Origin of the sequence: Terribacillus sp. DMT04 (assembly GCF_019056395.1) — a bacterium.
GTDB lineage: Bacteria > Bacillota > Bacilli > Bacillales > Amphibacillaceae > Terribacillus > Terribacillus aidingensis_A.
In genome coordinates this window covers 488,560-509,129 of record NZ_CP077639.1, presented here as the reverse complement: position 1 = coordinate 509,129, position 20,570 = coordinate 488,560, and the positions used below count along the sequence as shown (strand labels likewise).

Sequence of the window (20,570 nt, the reverse complement as noted above, 5' to 3'; positions counted from 1 at the left end):
TTAGCGTGTCCCCTTTCTTTCCTCAGCAGCTGAAGCGACAACAAATGCTAAATCATCATTTCCAAAGAATTGTAATACCTCCAGCAGCATCTCATCCGAGATATCCGATGCCTCCTCTTTTGGCAGCATCTCTTCTAACGCTTCTTGCAGTGCAGTATTTTTCCCTTGGTTTGGATAGGCCTGCTCATATAAGGTCACAGCATCCAAATCATGATTCGTACACCATTGCGCGAAGATTCGAATCATCATTCGCTCATCCTCTTGATATTTCTCAATGATCTTTTTCGAAAGCTCTTCTTGACTCATGTACAGCACACCTCTCCTTAAAATGATAAAAGACGCATCCTGGACTAATCCAGAATGCGCCTTTGTCGTCGTTATATAAGGATATATTACAGACGAGTTACGTTAGCAGCTTGTGGGCCGCGGTTGCCTTCAACGATTTCGAATTCAACTTCTTGACCTTCGTCAAGAGTTTTGAAGCCGTCAGCTTGGATAGCAGAGAAATGTACGAATACGTCGTCTCCGTCTTCTCTTTCGATGAAACCAAAACCTTTGTCTGCGTTAAACCATTTTACTTTTCCAGTCATTTAAATGACCTCCTTACAATAGAAGTACAAAAGTACAGGTATTGAATCGTTATACCTTTACACCTACACCACTTATTGTGAAAGAGATCGTAAAGATTATTCAACCGTTTCTTTTGCCTCTTAAGAGTAACGTTTTTTATGTAAGATTGCAAGTGTATTCTAACTTTTTCTTCAAAATATGTTAAGAATGAGACATCCGTCCTAATAAAACGCTTTCAACATTGCAGCATATGACAGAAATCGCTTTCACACCAACGTATTCTGTCCTGTGCCAATGGACCTTGTTTTTTGACGTATTCCAACATGCATTTACTAGTTATATTTACAGTTTGTTCTTCCTCTTCCCTTTTCATACCTAGCATTGTAAGAAATACGTTTTTGACAGTCTTCCTCCCTACTTCTTATATCGAATATAGCTTGTAAAGAATAACCCTCATGAAAGGATAGGCGCAATGGAAACTTCTCGTGATTTAGTAACAGCTTCTTGACACGCACCATTTCTATACTAGCGCCAAATCCACCGAAAAACTAAACGTGCTCTCCATTATCCCGATAGCTATAGTTACGCTAACATTCGTAACTGGTTTCTTTGGAATGAATCCTTCCATCTCACTCCGACAGCCCGTTGACAACAGCTAGCGTCAGCGGCTTCTTGGTACTAGTCACTCTGGCATGAGGTATTATTTGAAGTACAAGCTATTTTAATTACCAATTGTACTGGGCAGCCTTTCGTGCTAAAATATTTGTTTGCAAGAGTATAAATAACGACATATCGCCTAAATTTGTATCTTGCAAATATAAATGACAGGTGGAAAATAACATGAGTGATTATCGCGTATTGTTGTATTATAACTATGTAGATATTGAAGATCCGGAAGCTTTTGCCAGCGAACATTTGAAAGCTTGCAAGGAACTCGGATTAAAAGGCCGTATCCTTGTTGCGAAAGAAGGTATGAATGGTACCTGCTCCGGAACAGTAGAACAAACACAAGCATATATGGACATGATGCATGCGAAACCAGGATTTGAAGAAATGGTCTTCAAGATTGACCAAGCAGATGAACATGCTTTCAAGAAAATGCATGTACGTGCGCGTCCTGAATTGGTAACGCTGCGTCTGGAAGATGATATAGACCCTCGTGAGACAACAGGCAACTACCTATCTCCGAAGGAATTTTACGAAGCAATGCAGGATGAGAACACAGTAGTTCTTGATGCTAGGAATGATTATGAGTATGATCTCGGTCACTTCCGCGGCGCTATCCGTCCTGAAATCGAAACATTCCGCGACCTGCCAGACTGGGTCCGCGAGAACAAAGATATACTAGAAGGAAAACGCGTTCTTACCTATTGCACAGGCGGTATCCGCTGTGAGAAATTCTCCGGCTGGCTTGTTCGCGAAGGTTTTGAAGATGTTGGCCAATTGCATGGCGGTATTGCCACATACGGTAAAGATCCAGAAGTACAAGGACAGCTTTGGGATGGCCGCATGTATGTATTTGACAGCCGTATCTCTGTACCAATTAACCAAAAAGAACATGTCATCGTGGCGAAAGATTACTTTGATAATGAGCCTTGTGAACGATATGTAAATTGCGCAGATCCTTCTTGCAACCGACAGATCATTTGCTCTGAAGAAAATGAGCACAAGTATCTTCGCGGCTGCTCTGACAGCTGCCGCCGCTCCCCGCGTAACATGTACGTGGAAGAACACGGCTTAACACCAGAAGAAGTCGAAGAGCGTCTTGCTGAATTGGAAAACGAAACAGTAGCAAACTAAAAAAGAACCCTCAGGGGTTCTTTTTTTAATGCCACTCTAAAAATTCCAGTCTATTTCCAAAGGGGTCATGCACATAGATACGGTCTGCACCTGGCAAGTCTGCATCATCTGAAAAGTCTACACTGTGTTGATCTAAATGTTGCCGCAAGGAAGATAACCCTTCTACTTCAAAAGCCGGATGAGCTTTTCGTGCTGGCGAAAAAGGTTCTTCTATTCCCAAGTGTACCGTAATGCTGTTGCAACTGAACCACACACCGCCTCTTACTCGCAAGCTGGCTGGCTTTTCGATTTCTTCAAAACCTAGTACATCTACAAAAAACTCTCTTGCCTGCTCCTCACTGCCTTTTGGGCAAGCAAGCTGTACATGATCCAGCTGTTTTAGAAAAAACTCCACCTGAACAACCCCCTTTTTTTCTATATTCTACCACTTGCTAGTTTGGATTGTTATCACTTCATTTCCAGATGTGCTACATTGTACGTGTAAACAAGAGGAGGATAACTATGACAGTATATGATTATGCCGCGGTTACCTTGGATGGAAAAGAAGTTAATCTAAGGGATTATGCCGGTAAAGTTCTCGTTATCGTGAACACGGCAAGTAAATGCGGATTTGCACCACAGCTTGAACAGCTGCAGGAGATATATAAGAACTATCAAGACAAGGGGCTTGTTATTCTCGGCTTTCCAAGTAACCAATTCATGAATCAAGAACCAGGAAGCAGTGAAGAAATCGCGGAAGTCTGTCAGCGCAATTACGGTGTTAGCTTTCCAATGTTTGAGAAGATAAAAGTAAACGGACCGGATGCACACCCGCTTTATAAGCATCTGACAAATGAGGCAGGCGGTCTTTTCTCTAAGAAAATAAAATGGAACTTCACAAAATTCCTAGTTGATGCGGAAGGACATGTGGTAGAGCGATTCGCACCAAAAACAAGTCCAGCAGATATGAAACCTTCTATTGAAAAACTGCTTCAACAATAAGCAAAGCATACAAAAAGCCCTGCACTAGCTAGGTGCAGGGTCACTCTTCTGGATCTGTGTTAGACGCTTGCTTGGTGCGGTGTTTATGCCGATCATCTTCTAGATCTCTCTCCACTTCATCCACCGGCACATCATCTGTCATCATATCCTGTTTATTTTCCAGTTGTTTCTCTCGGTTTTCACTCTCTGCTTTGGAATAGCCGTGTTTATCCTTGTCGCCTTTTGCGCCGTTCTTCTGTACCATCGTTACCCCTCCTCATATCTTCCCTATATGTAAGCCCTTTCCCTTTTTAAACGATGTAAAAACCTTCCTTAGCGTTGGTAACCAGTTAACGCAACGGGTATACTAAAAGATAGATAGCGTTTTTTACGCCTGGCAACAGGGTAAATGCTTTAAAAGATTGTCAAATGAGGTGAATCACACAATGAAACCAACTGCTCTAATCACAGGAGCGTCCAGCGGAATCGGCTACCATCTCGCCAAATGGTTCGCTAAGGCTGGCTATGATTTGATTATTGTAGCGAGATCGAAGGATAAACTCCTATCCCTGCAAACAGAATTGCATGATTCGAATGTGACTGTCATTCCTCATGATCTGTCCATACCAAACAGTGCTTACAAGCTTTATGAAAAGATTCGTGATGAAGGAAAAACAGTCGAAGTGCTGGTTAATAATGCTGGCTTTGGACTAAGCGGCAAGTTCGAGGAAACAAGCTTTGAGACGCAGCAAAAACTGATGCATCTCAACATGGTCTCGTTATCCAATCTAACTCGATTGTTTATCGATGATATTATCCATTCTCCATTCAAAACGGTGCCGAATGGGATTCTAAATATCTCTAGTATGGCTGCTTTCCTGCCTGGTCCGCACATGGCAGCCTATCATGCGTCAAAGGCATACGTGCAGTGGTATTCCGAAGCATTGGCTGAAGAATTGGCTCCGAGAGGCGTGACAGTTACCGCACTTTGTCCAGGTCCTACGCAGACTGAGTTTTTCAAACGTGCCGGTAATGATAAGATTATGTCTTCTTTCCGCGATGCCCCAGAGGATGTGGCCCGCCAAGGCTTCCTCGGATTCATAAAAGGTAAACGCGTGGTATTTCCGTCTATGAACATCCAAGCAGCTGTTTTTTTCATGAAGCTGCTTCCTAGCAAAATGCTAGCCAAAATAGCGAAAAATATGTACACAAAATAAGCAAAAAAGACACCCCTCGAGGTGTCTTTTTTGCTCATCTCACATAGCGGCGCCGGTAGCTGTAAAAGTAAGCTGCCAATGGCCACCATGCTGCTGCAAAGATTGGATACACTGCCCAGATTACCACTGGTGAATACGCGATATTCACGAACAGGAAAAACAAACTAAGAGCACCAAAGCCAAGTACAGAAAAGAATAGACTAGAATTCATCCGCTTTCCGATAAGAGACAACGGCCACCAACTCATCGCAAAGATGATGAATCCATACCAAGGCGTTTCATGTCCGAAATACTGGTGCAGAGCAATATAATAGAAGCAAACAGCAAGACTAATGACTAACGCTGTTTTTATACTAGCAAGCGATTTACGGAACATTACCAACGTCGGCCATAATGCAAGCGCACCAAATGTGTACAAACACCAAAGTACCTCAGGTGTATCAGTTAAATTCTCATGCACAAGTACAGTTCCAACAAATAGTGCTGAAAGCCAGGAAACGATCGCTTGCTGCTTTGGCAGCAGAATCTGCAGCGCTAAAAGCACACAAACACCTAAGCTATATGTGTACCAAATTTCCTGCGGTGTCGTCTTCATGTTGATATATACCGTATATCCCCCTAAACTAACGAGCATAAAGGCAACAAACAACCGCCACGGATTCATCTGTGCATCACCTTTCTTCTTCTAGCTTTCATCCATACAAAAGCCATGCTCACAGGCCACCAAAGAATAGCAAATGTCGGGAAAACAAACCATATCTCGTGAGGCGTATAATACATATTCACAAAAACAAGCAGCGCAATAATTAAAACACTGCCGCATATGGAGAAACCAAGATTAAGCGTACTCATATCCTCTTTCTGTTTCTTTGGCTTATCGCTTTTTTGCCTCGGTTCCTGCTGCAGCTGAAATTCTTTTTTGATCTCTGCCAGATTTCCGAAGTCCACAATCGCTTTATTTATTGCGTCTTCTTCCGCTTTTCCATCCAGCATGAAATCAGCTGCTTTTTCTTCCATTGAATCCTTTATTTCTTCTTTCAATGTTGCAACTTGTTCTGTTTCTGGCAAGTCTGCAAATTGTTCTTCTACATACGCTCTGATTTTCTGCATCAGACACCCTCCATAAAAATATCAATTAATTGCTTAGCTTCCTGCCATTCTTTCGCCGCTTCCTGCCAATACGCCTTTCCAAGCGTTGTGAGGGTATAATACTTCCGCTTGCCGCCATGTGATTTCTCCCCTTGATACGATTCAATCAGCTCCCGGCGCTCGAGCCGCTGAAATACGGCATAAAGTGTTGCTTCTTTAATCTGGAATGCATCGTCTGTCCAAGCTGCTATGTCTTTCGAGATTTGGTATCCATACTTATCGCCCTCCATCAGCAGACGAAGAATAATGGAATCCAGATGACCTCGAATTGTATCACTCCGAATGTGGCATCCCTACTTTCAAATTACTCTATCTGATAAAGTAATCATAAAATAAATTACTCTGCGTGTCAAAGTAATTATTGCACTTTTTTCCAAAAATAAAAAGCAGGCACTCAGCTTGCTTTTGTATGATTTAGGTTTCTAATAAAAGCTTCAACATCTGCTTTATTTTCCACAAGCATAACTTTATCTCCATACTTGGAGAACGCATCATATATATAAGGTTTGTTCGACTTTTCAAAATAACGGTTCCATTTAAACATTTTCAAAAACATTCGAAAAGAAGGCGTATAATTGGCCTTCTCAAGACCTGTTATCTGTCGTAAATACCGCTTCGCAATCCTGATATTATGTACCCTGGGAGCTGGTGTCAGCCAAATAATTAAATCAGCTTGACGCAGACTCTCTTCTATCCAATCAGCTGTATGAACACCTTCTATAATCCATGATTCTCTGCTGGTAATATCCTGCAGTATTTGCCGTCTTAGCTTTTCCGATCGTCGCACATCTCCGTCAGGCGACCTTTTCCACATCATATTATCCAACTCGTAGTGTGGTACAGTCAGCTGTACTGTCATTTCTCTTGCTAAAGTTGTCTTGCCGCTGCCAACAGATCCTACAATATGTATCTTTTGAGGAAACTTACTCATTATCCCTATCCAACCCGTCATTGTGTAAAAGCAGCAGTGTCATATCTTCTATGAACTGTTCTGGCTTATCTAACATAATCAAATGATCTGTCTCTTCATAGTAAAGGATATCTGTCTTAGGATGCTCCTGGCAGAATTGCTTTAAATCATTTTCCACATCTTGCTTCTGCTGCTGGTTGTGCAAAGCAACCATAATCACGACTTTCTTTGATTTCTCCATCTGTCTGAGCGTTTTAATCGGATCAAAGTAATAGAAAGCCTCTAAGTACTTTTGCTGCACAGCTGGTGAAGCTTTTAATTGATAAGCACCTGTTTCTTTATTCAAAATTACTTGGTCAGCTGCTGCGCTTGCAATGTGCTCATTCCATAATTCGGGATCATCTTGTCTCATATACTGTAAATAAGCGTGCATCGTTTTCAGTACGGAAGCAGAAGGTGCTTCAAACGTCATATCATCTATACAGAGATCCTTTATTTGACTCAAAGCTGCAAACCCGCCATCAATAAGCAGTACACCTTTTGTGCTGTACTTGCTAGCATATGCAAGTGCTGCGGCTGCTCCCAAGGAACTGCCTGCAACATATAACGAATTAACATGTATTGTTGAAATTCGGTTATGAATACAATCAGCAATCATTTGAAAATCATAATTATCTGCTTCTTCACTTTCTCCATGCCCCGGTAAATCAATCATAATAATGTAAAAATTCTCTTTAAGCTGGTCACAAACTTGTTCCCATATTTTATTCGTCCAGCCTAGGCCATGTATCAGCAATAATGCCGGTTTTGCCTGATTTCCTGCCGTTTCATAGTGTATATGCATAGTACACCCCCACCAAAATATACATTATTTTCCGGAAATAAAAAAGAGCAGAGAATCTCCTCTGCTCAATGAATTAGATTTGTTTTAACAAGTTTGCCATTTCGATCGCTGATACTGCTGCTTCTGCACCTTTGTTACCCGCTTTTGTGCCTGCACGTTCAATTGCTTGTTCAATCGTGTTTGTCGTTAGCACACCAAAGATAATTGGAATGCCCGCTTTATTTGCTGCGCCTGCTACACCCTTTGCGACTTCATTGCTGACGTAATCAAAGTGAGGTGTCGAGCCTTTAATAACTGTACCTAATGTAATAACTGCGTCGTATTTTCCAGTTCCAGCAAGTTTATCTGCTACTAGCGGAATCTCAAATGCACCCGGCACCCAGGCTACGTCTACTTTCGCTTCGTCTACACCATGACGCTTTAATGTATCAATAGCACCGCTTAACAGTTTGCTTGTGATAAATTCATTGAATCTGCCTACAACAATACCAATCTTTAAATCTGAACCTACTACATTTCCTTCAATTGTGTTTACCATTTGAATGCTCCTTTATTGTTCGATAAATTTTCTGTTATAAAACCTTTGTTTTATTTCCCTGGCGATACGCAATTAAATCTTCAATCGTGATTAACGGCAGTTTATGCACAGCTGCTAGCTTTTCTAAATCAGGCATACGAGCCATAGAGCCATCTTCTTTCATAATCTCGCAAATATAGCCAGCTTCTGCTGTTCCTGCTAGTTTTGCTAAATCAACTGCTGCTTCTGTATGTCCTGGTCGCTCCAGAACGCCGTTTGTTTTCGCGATAAGCGGAAAGATATGACCAGGTCGCTGGAAATCTGCCGGTTTACTCGTGTTATCCGCAAGCTTTGCAATTGTATGCGCGCGTTCAAATGCACTAATACCTGTTGTGGAATCCTTGTGATCGACACTTACTGTAAATGCTGTCCCATGCGGATCTGTATTGGCATTTACCATCGGGGGCAAATCCAACCTTTCAGCAATTTCCCGGGAAATAGGCGCACAGATCAGACCTTTTCCGACAGAAGCCATGAAATTAACTGTCTCCGGCGTGGCGTATGCTGCCAATGCGAGCAAATCCCCCTCATTCTCTCGCTTCTCATCATCGGTGACGATAATCGGCTTTCCGCTTTTCAAATATTCCAATGCATGCTCGATGGTCGTTTTCACCATGCAGCCCTCCTCAATCTAAAAATCCATTCTGTTCCAAAGTCTCTCTCGAAATCCCTGCAGGCTCTGCTGTTTTCTGATGATTCAGCAGCCGCTCCATATACTTGGCAAGCTGATCAAACTCAAGATTCACATGATCACCAACCTGCTTATCTCCTAAAATCGTCGCTTGCCTTGTCTCGGGAATTAGAGAAATCGTAAAATTGTCTTCTCCTACCTCAAAAACTGTTAAGGACACACCATCTACCGAAATAGATCCTTTTGTCATTAAATATTGGAGACCTTCGCCTACTGAAATGTTGATATAACGGGCGTTTGCTTCTTCGCGAATGTTGGTAATCATTCCGTTTGTATCTACATGTCCGCTTACAAAATGACCGCCCATTCTGCCTGCAGGCTGCAGCGCGGGCTCCAGATTAACTGCATCAGAGCTGTGCAAACCGGACAGCGTGCTGGACCGAAATGTTTCGGGCATCACATCCACTTGAAAGCTATGCGGGGTAAACGCTGTGACGGTGAGGCACACACCGTTAACAGAAATACTGTCGCCAATATGCATATCTTTGGTGAGCTTCTCACTGGCAATCGTAAGCTGCATCGCCTCTTCTTGTTTTTCCACAGCAATCATACTGCCTACTTCTTGAATGATTCCAGTAAACACAGATTCTCCTCCTCGTTTCTGCTTATCCGACTAGGGGCAAACCAATTTATAAGTCACTACGAATGGGAATTTGACCGTCTCGGGGCAATGTGACGGTTTATTGGGGGTGGTACGGGTATAAGTGGTCTCTGTTATAGTTTCGGCAAGAGCAGACATTTCACTTACACCAATTAACCATACTAGCTAACATAAAAAGCCCCAGAATAACTGCTTCTGGGGCCTTGGCTTTAAAAATTATAGCGAAAACAAGCTATTGTCATGTGACAAAGCTCATGTTGGCATGTGGATAGCACGCCGTTTCCTCTTTCCCATCCAGACTATACTGTCGGCTTTGGAATCTCACCAAATCCACCGTTATAATAACGGGTCACGGACTGAAGACAGCTAAGCTGCCTATCACCGCCGGTCGGGAATTTCACCCTGCCCCAAGAGAAAACCTATTCGATTGCTTACAACATTAACATATTCTTTATCGTGTTGTACAGAGAGAAAATTATCTGAAAATTATATTGACTCTATCTGGAAAGATCAGTAAACTGAGTCTGTAAAATAAAGTTGACCGTTTAAAAATTGTTTACAGAGGAGTGTACCGATGAAACAAGTATTGGCATTAACCACTTACGAACAGCTAAAAGCAATTAGTGACCCGCTGCGAGCAGAGATTATTATGAAACTGGTAGAAACCTCTTATACCGGGCAGCAGCTTGCTGCCCTGCTTGAAATCAGCCGGCCAAAAATCCATTACCACTTGAAAGAACTAGAGAAAAATAGCTTAATAGAGGTTATTCGCACCGAGGAGAAAAATGGCATTATGCAGAAATTTTATCGAGCGACAGCCAGAGGGTTTTATCCGTCAGAAGATTTGCTTCCGTACGCAGAAGCATTGAGTGAATCGACGCGGCAGCTATTTGTGCAAATGGCGAATAAAACGAAAACAGCGATACTAAGTGCTCCCGAATCTGCTTTTGCTAAAGCTGCTGGATCTACTGACCCAAAAGATTGGGAAGCAATCGGCAGTATTTGGGAAATTAGTGCTACAGAAGCGGATTTTAAAGCGTTCACGCAAGGTTTATTTGATTTGATGCAAGAGCTTCGTCAAAAAAGCGATGCAGCCGAAAAAGACCCAAATGGGAAACTTTATTACTTTTCTGCCTTTGGATTTGAAATTGATGAACCGTCATTTGATCAGGTAGATTTAAACGGGGAGGAGTAAGAGGTATGCACGCTATCTTGAAACAACGAAACTATGGTTTGCTTTTCTCTGGTCGAATTGTCACGAACATTGGTGACAGCATCTACTTTATTGCTGCCATGTGGCTTGTCTATGAACTGAGCGGCAGTGCTTTTTACACAGGGCTGGCCGGATTTCTGACACAAATTCCGAATGTGCTGCAATTCTTAATTGGTCCGCTCGTCGACCGATGGCCGATACGCGCGACCCTGCTGTGGACCCAGGCGCTCCAAGCTGTCCTTGTTCTGCTGATTCCGCTTGCTGCTTGGTTTGATTTCCTATCGGTCACTCTCGTTCTCATTCTCATGCCGATACTAACTTGCATCGACGCTTTTGCTTACCCGACAGAGGTAAAAGCTTTGCCGATGGTCTTGAAAAAAGAAGAGCTTCCTTCGGGAAATGCTTTATTCTCTTTTGCTTACCAAGGTGTAGATTTAATCTTCAATGCTATTGCCGGCATACTGACTGCCGCTTTTGGCGCTGCTTTATTATTCATCATCGATTCTTTCACTTTTTGTATTGCTTTCCTTTTGTTCAGCTTCCTTAGAATCCCACACCAAAAAGCGCAATCCCAAAATACTGAAAATACGCGTACTGTGCTGCACACCTACTTTACAGAATTAAAAGAAGGTTTGTCTATTTTATTTAGCACAATTATGGCTGCCACGCTGCTGGGTGCTATTCTTTGTAACTTAGCAATAGGGGCAGCATTGGCAGTTATGCCAGCATTTGCAGATGAGCGGCAAGGAGCGGCTGTTTATGGTTTTTATCTTGCAGCCATGTCCTGCGGTGCGTTAATAGGGGCATTACTCGCTTCTTCCTTTAGCAAGCTGCCAATCGGAAAAGCAACAATTGTAACTGTCTTATTAGCCTCTGCAAGTTGGGCTGCTGCTGCTTTTGTTCCATGGACGTGGCTGAGCATCACCCTTTACGGTCTGGCTTGGGTGCCGATCGGCTGTATTAATGTCACCTTTGCCACTATCATACAGACTTTGCTCCCTGTTTCGCTAATCGGCCGAGTTACGAGTGCCAGTGCAAGCTTCAGCACCATCGCCATGCCTATTGGTTCCTTGGCCGGCGGCTATGCTGCTACCTTCATCCCCGTTGTCTGGGTATTTTGCTGTGCGGGCATAGGTGTAGCGCTGCTTTCCGTGACATGGCTGCTTCACCCGAAATTACGCAGTCTGGGGCCATTAGCATCTCTTTCACCTGAATTGCTTGGTTTCAAAGATTATAAGGAGAAGGAAACAAGCTGATTACGGCTTGTTTCTCCGGAGCACGGGACGCAGCGCGACCCAATAAAATGCATAACCTAACATCGCGCCTAACACATTTAAAATCACATCATCGATATCTACCGACCTATAATTATAACCGACAAAGTAGTTTAATAAGCCTTGGGTAGATTCGATGGCTGTACTAAAAAGCAAGCCGCAGAAAACTACCACAAAAAAGGATCTCGTTTTCCGAATAAGCAGCGGCAAATAAAAGCCGAGCGGAGCAAACAACAGAATATTCCCCCCGAGATTTTTCAGAGCTAGTCCATAACCGAAGCCCTCGATTTGCGTTGTATGCCAGATTTGCATGATAGAAGCAAGCGGTGATGTATTCCAGCGATAACTTGTTTCGAGTTGCTGATTCTCTTCGATGAGGTTTTGATCAACAGGCAGCGGGAAAAATGTGAGACAAATGACCGCAATCACATAAATTGCGAAAGATGCCATTAACAAATGCTGTTTCTTGGTAATACCAAATGTCTGGTGAAACGGAATGATAGACAATAAATAGACAAACGCCAGAAAGACAGCCGGCGCTACGTAATTTAACATAATAATTATTCTCTCCTGTATTCTAAAAGTCCCTTACGTGGAGTAAGTGGACATATACTCTTTAGTCTACATGATTTTTTGTATATTGTGAACGAATAGATAAAGAAAAGAAACCGCCTATTTCGGGCGGTTTCTCCTGTTTCAGCTTATTTCTTCATTACAGCAAGCATTAACGCTTTCTGAGCATGAAGTCTATTCTCGGCTTCCTGAAAGACTGCCGATTGCGGGCCATCAATAACAGCCGTTGTCACTTCTTCACCTCGGTGTGCAGGAAGGCAATGCAAAAAGATGGCTGCAGAATCAGCAGCTTGCATAAGTGCCTCGTTTACCTGATAACCTTGGAAGGCACTTAATCTAGCCTGCGTCTCCTGTTCCTGGCCCATACTAGTCCAGACATCCGTGTAGATAACATCCGCACCAGCAGCCGCTTCTTCCGGACTTTCGGTAATGAGCAGGAACGCGGGATCCGCACTGATTGCTTTTGCTTTTTCTGCAATTTCGGGGATTGGCTGATAACCGGCAGGCGATGCAATACGAATTTGCATGCCCGTCTTTGCCGCAGCAATCATCAGACTGTTAGACACATTATTGGCATCACCAATATAAGCAAGTTTAACACCTTCCAGCGTGCCCTTATGTTCCAAAATTGTCTGCAAATCTGCCAGTGCCTGACATGGATGATACAAATCTGTCAGACCATTAATGACTGGAATTGTCGCATGAGCTGCCAACTCCTCCACCATCTTATGTGAATTGGCACGAATCATAATCGCATCCAGATAACCCGAGAGCACTTTCGCAGTATCCGCTACCGGTTCTCCGCGTCCCAGCTGCAGGTCATTTGCATTTAAGTAGAGTCCCATTCCGCCAAGTTGGTAAATACCTGTTTCAAAGGAAACGCGGGTACGTGTGGATGATTTTTCGAAAATCATCCCGAGCGTTTTTCCTGCCAGCGGCTGGCTTAGCTCGCCTTTTTGATGCTGGCTCTTCAGCTCTGCTGCCAGCTCTAGAATCGATAGAATTTCTTCCTTTGTTAAGTCTTGAAGAGATAGAAAATGCTTCCCTGCTAATGTGTTTTTATCTGCTAACTGTTTCATTAAACACGCTCCTTCTTCGCTTGCTCCAAATAGTCCGACATCGACCGGCATGCAGCCAAATTATCTTGACTTGCCAGCCAATAGCTCTCCATCGTAGCCAGACTTGTCATACACGGTGTTTCTGTCTTCCAAGCTGCTTCGCGAATACCTTGGAAACCTTTCCGAGTACTGCATACTGCTGTTATCTTTTGATCTTCAATCAACGTGATTGCTTGCTCATACGATACAGTCTCATACGCTGTACTGCCTGGCAGAAGCGCTGCTGTCTCATGCGTCAGTACAACAGATGTTTGCAGCTGCTCTAGGAGACTTTCAAGCTTCGGTATATCTGACGCGTCTAAGTCTAGGAGTACTTGTGTCTCTGCTGTAAGCTTGCGGAGTGTCTTCTCTTTCCAGCCAAACGCTTTTTGAAGTGCTTCTGCAACGGTCTCGCCGATACCGATTGCCTCTCCTGTTGATTGCATATCCGGACCGAGAAGCGGATCAACACCTGCTAATTTTGTTGTTGAGAAAACGGGCAGTTTCACCGCATAAAAAGGCATTTCCTTTTGTAATCCTAGCGGGTAGCCCAGATTTTGCAGGCTCTCTCCCATTTGTATTTTTGTCGCTAAGTCTACTAACGGAATACCCGTTACTTTGCTGGAAATCGGAACTGTACGCGACGCACGCGGGTTCACTTCCAGTACATACAGCAGCTCCCGATTTTCACTAAATACGAATTGAATGTTCATGATGCCCTTCATATTCAGAGCGGCTGATATTTTTTGGGCATAGGAGACAATCTGTTTCTTCTCTGTTTCATTCAAGCTTGGTGCTGGGAAGATAGCTGTACTATCTCCGCTATGAATACCTGCTGGTTCAATATGTTCATAGATTCCTGGAATAAGAATGTCCGCACCATCGCACACAACATCCACTTCCACTTCCATACCTGGTACATATTTATCCAGAAGCAGCGGGAATAAGCGTGACGGGTGAATCTGCTGCTGTAAATCTTCTAAGTAATTATTCAGCATCTCTTCGGAATACAGAATAACCATCCCTTGCCCGCCAATCACATAGGATGGGCGAATTAAAATTGGATAGCCGATCAAACGAGCTTCTTCGTGTAGAGTTGCAGTATCCATCACGGTCGTACCAGGAATATGCGGAATGTTTAAGTTATGAAGCAATGCATAAAAAGCTTCCCTGTTTTCTACGCGATCAATAGATGCTGTACTTGTTCCGGCAATCGTAACGCCTGCTTCCTCCAGCTCCGCAGCCAAATTGATCGCAGTCTGGCCGCCAAACTGAACAAGCACCTCATCCGCCTGCTCTTTTTCGATGATATGGAGTACATCTTCTTTCGTAAGCGGTTCAAAATATAGATGATCTGCTGTGTTGAAATCTGTACTGACCGTCTCGGGATTATTATTAATGACAATTGAACGAATGCCTTGTTCGCGTAAAGACAAAGCAGACTGCACAGAACAAAAATCAAATTCCACGCCCTGCCCGATTCGTATTGGACCTGATCCGAGCACGACAACCTTTTTATCAGCTGCTGGTAATGGATCTACTTCATCTTCTTCTGTCCAGCTTGAATAGAAGTATGGTGTTTGCGCAGAAAACTCTGCTGCACATGTATCCACCATCATATAAGATGGTTTGAGCTCCTGTTCTTTGATTAAGCCTTCCACAGCTGCTAACGGCTGCTCAACTATCCGCGCTAGCGCAACATTACTGAAACCAAGTATTTTCGCGTGTCGGAGAAGTTGGGGATCTGGCTGCCAGCCTTCGTTGCGCAACGCTTGCTCTACATCGATAATTCGTTTCATCTCATGGAGGAAGAATGTAGTGATTTCTGTCCATTCATGGATTGTTTCAATACTTATTCCGCGGCGAAACGCTTCAGCGAGCAAAAATAGTCTGCGATCATCCGCTGCTTTTAACCCGTGCTCCAGTTCTGCATCTGACAATGCTTCTGCAGACGGCAGACGAAATTCTTCCAAGCCAATTTCCAAGGAACGAATGGCTTTGTTCAAGCCTGCCGGAAGATTACGCGACAATGCCATCACTTCACCAGTCGCTTTCATTTGTGTGCCAAGCAGCCGGTCAGCTTGGGTGAATTTATCAAATGGCCAGCGCGGAATTTTTACGGCAACGTAGTCGATAGCTGGTTCAAAGCTAGCAAATGTATCACCTGTTATTGGGTTAGGCACCTCATGTAAATGATAGCCAAGTGCCAGCTTAGCAGCGATACGGGCAATGGGATAGCCTGTTGCTTTAGAAGCCAGTGCACTCGAACGGCTTACACGCGGATTCACTTCGATAATGACATATTCATCACTATCTGGGTTCAGCGCAAACTGAATATTACAGCCGCCAACAACACCTAACTCACGAATTACTTTACAAGAAACTGTGCGCAGCATTTGGTACTGTCTATCTGTCAGGGTCTGGGAAGGAGCAACCACAATGCTGTCTCCTGTATGTATCCCAACGGGGTCGATGTTTTCCATATTGCAAACAATGATGCACGTATCATTGCTATCCCGCATCACTTCATACTCAATTTCCTTCCAGCCTTTCACACTTTGCTCGATAAGCACTTGGTTGATTGGGCTCGCCTGGATGCCGCTTTTCACATAACGCAAAAGCTCTGTCAAATCATTTGCAATACCGCCGCCCGCTCCGCCTAGCGTATAAGCAGGACGAATAATGATTGGAAAACCTGTCTGTTCAGCGAAAGCTTTGGCTTCAGCTATGGAGGTGATTGGAAGACTTTCTGGTACAGGCTCATTTATATCCTGCATCATTTGTTTGAATAGCTCCCGGTCTTCTCCGCGCTGAATGGCATCTAGCGGTGTACCTAATAACGTCACGTTATATTGTTGCAAAACACCTGCTTGATCCAAACTGACTGCAAGATTAAGCCCAGTCTGCCCGCCTAATGTCGGCAGCAGCCCATCTGGCCGCTCCTTCTCAATAATGTTCGTCACGGACTCGCAAGTGAGCGGCTCCAGGTATACTTGATCAGCAAACGCTTGGTCAGTCATTATTGTTGCCGGGTTGTTATTAACAAGAATAACCTCGACGCCTTCTTCCTTTAAAGCGAGACAAGCTTGTGTTCCTGCGTAATCGAATTCTGCCGCTTGCCCAATAACAATCGGACCAGAACCAATTACAAGGACTTTCTTAATTTGTGGATCTTTAGGCATACGTCGTCACTCCTCCGTTCCGAACCGAATTCAGGAATTGCTCAAATACATCGTACGTATCACTCGGGCCGGGATGTGCTTCCGGATGGAATTGGACACTCATAATCGGCTTGGAACAATGCTGCAAACCTTCTACGGACCCGTCGTTTACGTTGTTATAAAGGATATTCCATAACGACTCAGAAATAGACGTTTCATCGACTACATATCCATGATTTTGAGAAGTAATGGAAACTTTCCCACTCGGTACATGCTGTACAGGATGATTGCTTCCACGATGGCCATAAGGAAGGCGCATCGTATTGCCGCCAAATGCAAGTGCCAGCAGCTGATGTCCGAGACAAATACCTAACGTTGGATAATGCTCTGCTATCCGCTTAATTTCATCTGCCAGGTAACCTAAAGATTTCGGATCTCCAGGACCATTTGAAAGCAAGACGCCATCTATGCTTGCTTCCTGCAATGTTTCCAGCTTCACATCAAACGGAAAGACGGTAACACTGCAGCCGTTTTGCAGCAGCATTTCCCGGATAGAATGCTTATATCCATAATCAATAATTGCTACATGTGCTGTCTGTGAATCATTTGCCGGGTAAAACTGCGCATCTTTTACAGACACACTTTCCACAATCTTCTCTGATACTTTTGCTTGAGCCGGAATATTCCCTGGTGTTTGGGTCATCTTTCCGTACACATCCCCATGCTTACGGATAATTTTTGTTAGCTTGCGTGTATCCACTTGCGCCAAGATTGGAAAGTTATGCGTATTGGCAATATCCTGTAATGTCTGCGTTGCTTGATAGTGAGATGGTGTCTCACACGGTGTAGAGATAATAAGTCCATGAATAGACGGACTGTGGCTTTCTTTATCTTGTGCATTAAATCCGTAATTCCCAATTAACGGGTACGTCATGGTTACAATCTGACCAGCGTAAGATGGATCTGTCATTACTTCTTGATAGCCTGTCATCGCTGTATTAAATACCAATTCCCCATCTGATTCTGTTGTCTTTCCAAGCCAGACACCTTCCAGAACATCTCCAGTGCTTAGCATCAAGTAGCCTTTTGTCTCTTCCATTTATGCTGCTCCTTTCGGAAACGGAGTTATGTTTATTCTTACAAGTTAATAATTATGCAGATAAGTGCAAAGAAAGAGTGAGCAGCTGCTCACCCTTCGAGTTTGGAAGCCTGCTCTTCTGTCCAATTTTTATTTGCTGCAAGCAAGGCTTCTATATTGTCCACCTGCTCCTTCACCCGTTCCTTCGCAGTTCCTCCAGGTATATTTCTGGCTGCTACGACCGTTTCCGGGGCAAGTGCCTGATAAATATCTTCTTCGATTAAATCAGAAAACTGCTGCAGCTCTTCTAGTTTCAAATCCAATAAGTACTTTCCTTGTTCGATGCTGAACAGAACCGTTTGCCCGACAACAGCATGTGATTCTCGGAAAGCCATCCCTTTTTCTACTAGATAATCAGCAAGATCCGTCGCATTGGAAAAATCATTGCGGACAGCTTGGTACATATTATCCTGTTTCACATGCATCGTCTCAATCATTGGAGCGAAAAGCCCAAGTGCACCTTTCAGTGTCTCTACCGTATCAAACAAGCCTTCTTTGTCTTCCTGCATATCTTTGTTATATGCAAGCGGCAATCCCTTCAACGTTGTGAGCATCCCCATTAAATGACCGAAAACACGTCCTGATTTCCCTCGGACCAGCTCTGCTACATCAGGATTTTTCTTCTGCGGCATCATACTGCTTCCAGTTGAGAAGGCATCATCCAATTCTATGAAATTGAATTCCGCACTAGACCATTGCACCAATTCCTCCGAAAGCCGGGAAAGATGCATACTGATCAGGCTGGCAACGGATAAGAATTCCACGACAAAATCACGATCACTCACACTGTCCAGACTGTTCTCGGTAATATCGTCAAAATGCAGCTGTTCAGCTACAAACTGCCGATCAATCGGGAATGTTGTGCCCGCTAAAGCTCCAGCTCCCAATGGCATTTTGTTCACACGCTTCCAGCTATCCTGCAGTCGTTCTACATCGCGCTGCAGCATATAAGCGTATGCCATCAGATGATGTCCAAACAGCACTGGCTGCGCACGCTGCAGATGTGTATATCCAGGCAGGATTGTATCCAAATGCTGTTTCGCTTGTTCTGTCAGCGCTGTTTGCACAGCTCCAAGCAAGCCAACTATGTCGACAATTGCTTCTCTCAAATACAAACGCATATCCAATGCCACCTGATCATTACGGCTTCGGCCAGTATGCAATTTGCCGCCTACCGGACCGATATGTTCAATCAGCAATCGCTCCACATTCATATGGATATCTTCATCCGCTTCCGAGAGTGTCGCTTCTCCTGCTTGGATTTTGTTCAGCACTTGCTTCAAACCATCAGCAATAACACCGGCATCATCTTGTGAGATGATGCCGCATTTGCCAAGCATTGCTACATGCGCCAAACTGCCTTGAATATCATATTTTGCTAGTTTCTGATCAAAGCCGATGGAGGAAGTGTAGGCGTCTACTAATTCATTGGTCGGCTTCGTAAATCTTCCTCCCCACAGCTTCATTGTTTCACAGCTTCTTTTTTATCAATTTTCAATAATGCAGATGCTTCTGGTGCAGCCGTCTGCTGACGGGCTACTTCTGCTTGCACTTTTGTCGGAAGGCCCCAAAGCTGAATGAATCCAAGCGCTGCATCATGATCGAACTTATCTTCTGGTTTGTATGTTGCCAAGTCGAAGCTGTATAGCGATTCAGCAGATTCACGACCAACTACCAACGCATGTCCTTTGTACAGCTTCACTTTCACATTCCCGGAAACTGTCTGCTGCGTCTCTTCAATGAACGCCTGCAATGCTTTTGTAAGTGGTGAATACCATAAACCGTCATAGATTGTCTGTGCCAGCTTTTGTTCGACAACCGGTTTGAATTGGGAAATTTCACGCGTCATTGTTAACGCCTCAAGCTCCTGATGAGCAGCAATTAATGTGACAGCAGCTGGGCATTCGTAAATTTCACGCGACTTGATACCTACTAATCTATTTTCCACATGATCAATACGGCCCACGCCGTGTTTTCCGGCAATAGTATTTAGTGTCAGAATAAGTTCATCCAATGGATATGCCTCTCCATCAATTGCGACCGGTTTTCCTTTTTCAAAGCTGATTGTTACGATTTGCGCTTCATCTGGCGCCTCCTCTGGATCAACAGTCAATCCGAAAGCATCACTTGGCGGCTGTTCCCACGGATCTTCAAGAATACCGCACTCATTCGAACGGCCCCAAAGGTTTTGATCAACACTGTATGGACTCTCTTTACCTACAGGAACCGGAATATTATGCTGCTGTGCATATTCAATTTCTTCATCACGGCTCATTGCCCATTCACGAACAGGAGCAACAATTTTCAAGTCCGGGTCTAGTGCTGTAAAACTGACATCAAAACGCACTTGGTCGTTTCCTTTTCCTGTACAGCCATGCGCTACAGCAACAGCACCTTCTTCTTTCGCAATATCGACAAGTACTTTTGCGATTAATGGACGGCTAAGCGCGGAAACAAGCGGATATTTGCCTTCATAAAGCAAGTTCGCTTTCAATGCTGGAAGCACGTATTCTTCTGCATAAGCAGCTTTTGCATCTACTGTATAAGATTTGATTGCTCCAACTTGCAGTGCTTTTTCCTGAACGAAATCCAAATCCTTGCCTTCACCGACGTCCAAGCCAACTGCGATAACATCATAATTATATTTATCCTGTAACCATTTGATTGCTACAGAAGTATCTAAACCACCAGAATATGCGAGTACGATTTTATCTTTTGCCATTTTTTATATCTCCCTCTCCGTGCTGTATGCTCGATTTATCTATGTGAATTATTATGCAATAATACTAATATAA

At 43.8% G+C, this 20,570-nt stretch carries 22 protein-coding genes, 1 pseudogene and 1 riboswitch; of the genes and pseudogenes, 5 read left to right on the top strand and 18 right to left on the bottom strand.

Annotated elements, in window-relative coordinates; genetic code table 11:
* A complete protein-coding gene (locus KS242_RS02800) occupies window positions 1-306 on the bottom strand; it encodes a hypothetical protein (RefSeq protein WP_217322929.1) in 306 nt (101 codons plus the stop codon).
* An 86-nt stretch (window positions 307-392) separates the two neighbouring features.
* A complete protein-coding gene (locus KS242_RS02795; protein WP_077305238.1) occupies window positions 393-590 on the bottom strand; it encodes a cold shock domain-containing protein in 198 nt (65 codons plus the stop codon).
* A gap of 820 nt (window positions 591-1,410) precedes the next feature.
* Here KS242_RS02795 and KS242_RS02790 point away from each other — a divergent pair.
* Window positions 1,411-2,370 carry an oxygen-dependent tRNA uridine(34) hydroxylase TrhO gene (locus KS242_RS02790; protein WP_217322928.1) on the top strand — a complete coding sequence of 320 codons (960 nt, stop codon included), beginning with the start codon at window positions 1,411-1,413 and terminating at the stop codon, window positions 2,368-2,370.
* Between the two features lie 25 nt (window positions 2,371-2,395).
* On the opposite strand, the gene KS242_RS02785 is transcribed toward KS242_RS02790, so the two are convergent.
* Entirely contained in the window at window positions 2,396-2,764 is a 369-nt protein-coding gene (locus KS242_RS02785; RefSeq protein ID WP_217322927.1) for a VOC family protein, read from the bottom strand.
* Window positions 2,765-2,871: 107 nt separating this feature from the next.
* Here KS242_RS02785 and KS242_RS02780 point away from each other — a divergent pair, with 107 nt between their 5' ends.
* On the top strand, window positions 2,872-3,351 hold the full coding sequence (locus KS242_RS02780; protein ID WP_217322926.1) for a glutathione peroxidase: 480 nt from the start codon (window positions 2,872-2,874) through the stop codon (window positions 3,349-3,351).
* A gap of 40 nt (window positions 3,352-3,391) precedes the next feature.
* On the opposite strand, the gene KS242_RS02775 is transcribed toward KS242_RS02780, so the two are convergent.
* Window positions 3,392-3,595 carry a hypothetical protein gene (locus KS242_RS02775; RefSeq protein WP_217322925.1) on the bottom strand — a complete coding sequence of 68 codons (204 nt, stop codon included), beginning with the start codon at window positions 3,593-3,595 and terminating at the stop codon, window positions 3,392-3,394.
* 181 nt (window positions 3,596-3,776) lie between these two features.
* On the opposite strand from KS242_RS02775, the gene KS242_RS02770 reads away from it, so the two are divergent.
* Window positions 3,777-4,547, top strand: coding sequence for an SDR family NAD(P)-dependent oxidoreductase (locus KS242_RS02770; RefSeq protein WP_217322924.1), 771 nt, complete (start codon window positions 3,777-3,779; stop codon window positions 4,545-4,547).
* A gap of 34 nt (window positions 4,548-4,581) precedes the next feature.
* Here the strand turns inward: KS242_RS02770 and KS242_RS02765 are convergent, their stop codons facing one another.
* The 8 genes and pseudogenes from KS242_RS02765 to ribE (KS242_RS02730) all read right to left on the bottom strand — a co-directional run bounded on the left by KS242_RS02765 (window position 4,582) and on the right by ribE (KS242_RS02730) (window position 9,301).
* A complete protein-coding gene (locus tag KS242_RS02765) occupies window positions 4,582-5,211 on the bottom strand; it encodes a hypothetical protein (protein ID WP_217322923.1) in 630 nt (209 codons plus the stop codon).
* Window positions 5,208-5,657, bottom strand: coding sequence for a permease prefix domain 1-containing protein (locus KS242_RS02760; protein ID WP_217322922.1), 450 nt, complete (start codon window positions 5,655-5,657; stop codon window positions 5,208-5,210). The genes KS242_RS02765 and KS242_RS02760 overlap by 4 nt, the downstream gene beginning before the upstream one ends.
* Window positions 5,657-5,980 (bottom strand): PadR family transcriptional regulator, encoded by a 324-nt coding sequence (locus KS242_RS02755; protein ID WP_256444541.1) that lies wholly within the window; start codon window positions 5,978-5,980, stop codon window positions 5,657-5,659. The genes KS242_RS02760 and KS242_RS02755 overlap by 1 nt, the downstream gene beginning before the upstream one ends.
* 110 nt (window positions 5,981-6,090) lie before the next feature.
* Window positions 6,091-6,627, bottom strand: a complete 537-nt coding sequence (locus tag KS242_RS02750; protein ID WP_217322920.1) for a P-loop NTPase family protein — start codon at window positions 6,625-6,627, stop codon at window positions 6,091-6,093.
* On the bottom strand, window positions 6,620-7,450 hold the full coding sequence (locus KS242_RS02745) for an alpha/beta fold hydrolase (RefSeq protein ID WP_217322919.1): 831 nt from the start codon (window positions 7,448-7,450) through the stop codon (window positions 6,620-6,622). Before KS242_RS02745 ends, KS242_RS02750 begins: the two co-directional genes overlap by 8 nt.
* Before the next feature lie 73 nt (window positions 7,451-7,523).
* On the bottom strand, window positions 7,524-7,988 hold the full coding sequence (gene ribE / locus KS242_RS02740) for a 6,7-dimethyl-8-ribityllumazine synthase (protein ID WP_217322918.1): 465 nt from the start codon (window positions 7,986-7,988) through the stop codon (window positions 7,524-7,526).
* Between the two features lie 40 nt (window positions 7,989-8,028).
* Window positions 8,029-8,643: pseudogene (gene ribB / locus KS242_RS02735) on the bottom strand (3,4-dihydroxy-2-butanone-4-phosphate synthase); the annotation flags it as partial.
* Between the two features lie 10 nt (window positions 8,644-8,653).
* The gene (gene ribE, locus KS242_RS02730) at window positions 8,654-9,301 is read right to left on the bottom strand and encodes a riboflavin synthase (protein WP_217322917.1); all 648 of its coding nucleotides are present in this window, start codon (window positions 9,299-9,301) and stop codon (window positions 8,654-8,656) included.
* 296 nt (window positions 9,302-9,597) lie between these two features.
* Window positions 9,598-9,738, bottom strand: a riboswitch (FMN riboswitch).
* 155 nt (window positions 9,739-9,893) lie between these two features.
* Between ribE (KS242_RS02730) and KS242_RS02725 the strand changes: the two genes are divergently transcribed.
* The gene (locus KS242_RS02725; protein ID WP_217322916.1) at window positions 9,894-10,514 is read left to right on the top strand and encodes an ArsR/SmtB family transcription factor; all 621 of its coding nucleotides are present in this window, start codon (window positions 9,894-9,896) and stop codon (window positions 10,512-10,514) included.
* A gap of 5 nt (window positions 10,515-10,519) precedes the next feature.
* On the top strand, window positions 10,520-11,788 hold the full coding sequence (locus KS242_RS02720) for an MFS transporter (RefSeq protein ID WP_217322915.1): 1,269 nt from the start codon (window positions 10,520-10,522) through the stop codon (window positions 11,786-11,788).
* Here KS242_RS02720 and KS242_RS02715 read toward each other — a convergent pair whose 3' ends face one another.
* From KS242_RS02715 to KS242_RS02690, 6 genes are all read right to left on the bottom strand, one after another.
* Entirely contained in the window at window positions 11,789-12,361 is a 573-nt protein-coding gene (locus KS242_RS02715; RefSeq protein WP_217322914.1) for a VanZ family protein, read from the bottom strand.
* Between the two features lie 146 nt (window positions 12,362-12,507).
* Window positions 12,508-13,458: an ornithine carbamoyltransferase gene (gene argF, locus KS242_RS02710; RefSeq protein WP_217322913.1), complete on the bottom strand. Its 951-nt coding sequence runs from the start codon at window positions 13,456-13,458 to the stop codon at window positions 12,508-12,510.
* Window positions 13,458-16,658: a carbamoyl-phosphate synthase (glutamine-hydrolyzing) large subunit gene (gene carB / locus KS242_RS02705; protein WP_217322912.1), complete on the bottom strand. Its 3,201-nt coding sequence runs from the start codon at window positions 16,656-16,658 to the stop codon at window positions 13,458-13,460. The genes argF and carB overlap by 1 nt, the downstream gene beginning before the upstream one ends.
* A complete protein-coding gene (locus KS242_RS02700) occupies window positions 16,651-17,736 on the bottom strand; it encodes a carbamoyl phosphate synthase small subunit (RefSeq protein ID WP_217322911.1) in 1,086 nt (361 codons plus the stop codon). Before KS242_RS02700 ends, carB begins: the two co-directional genes overlap by 8 nt.
* Window positions 17,737-17,825: 89 nt before the next feature.
* Window positions 17,826-19,241: an argininosuccinate lyase gene (gene argH, locus KS242_RS02695; protein WP_217322910.1), complete on the bottom strand. Its 1,416-nt coding sequence runs from the start codon at window positions 19,239-19,241 to the stop codon at window positions 17,826-17,828.
* Entirely contained in the window at window positions 19,238-20,497 is a 1,260-nt protein-coding gene (locus KS242_RS02690; RefSeq protein ID WP_217322909.1) for an argininosuccinate synthase, read from the bottom strand. The genes argH and KS242_RS02690 overlap by 4 nt, the downstream gene beginning before the upstream one ends.
* Window positions 20,498-20,570: the final 73 nt, after the last annotated feature.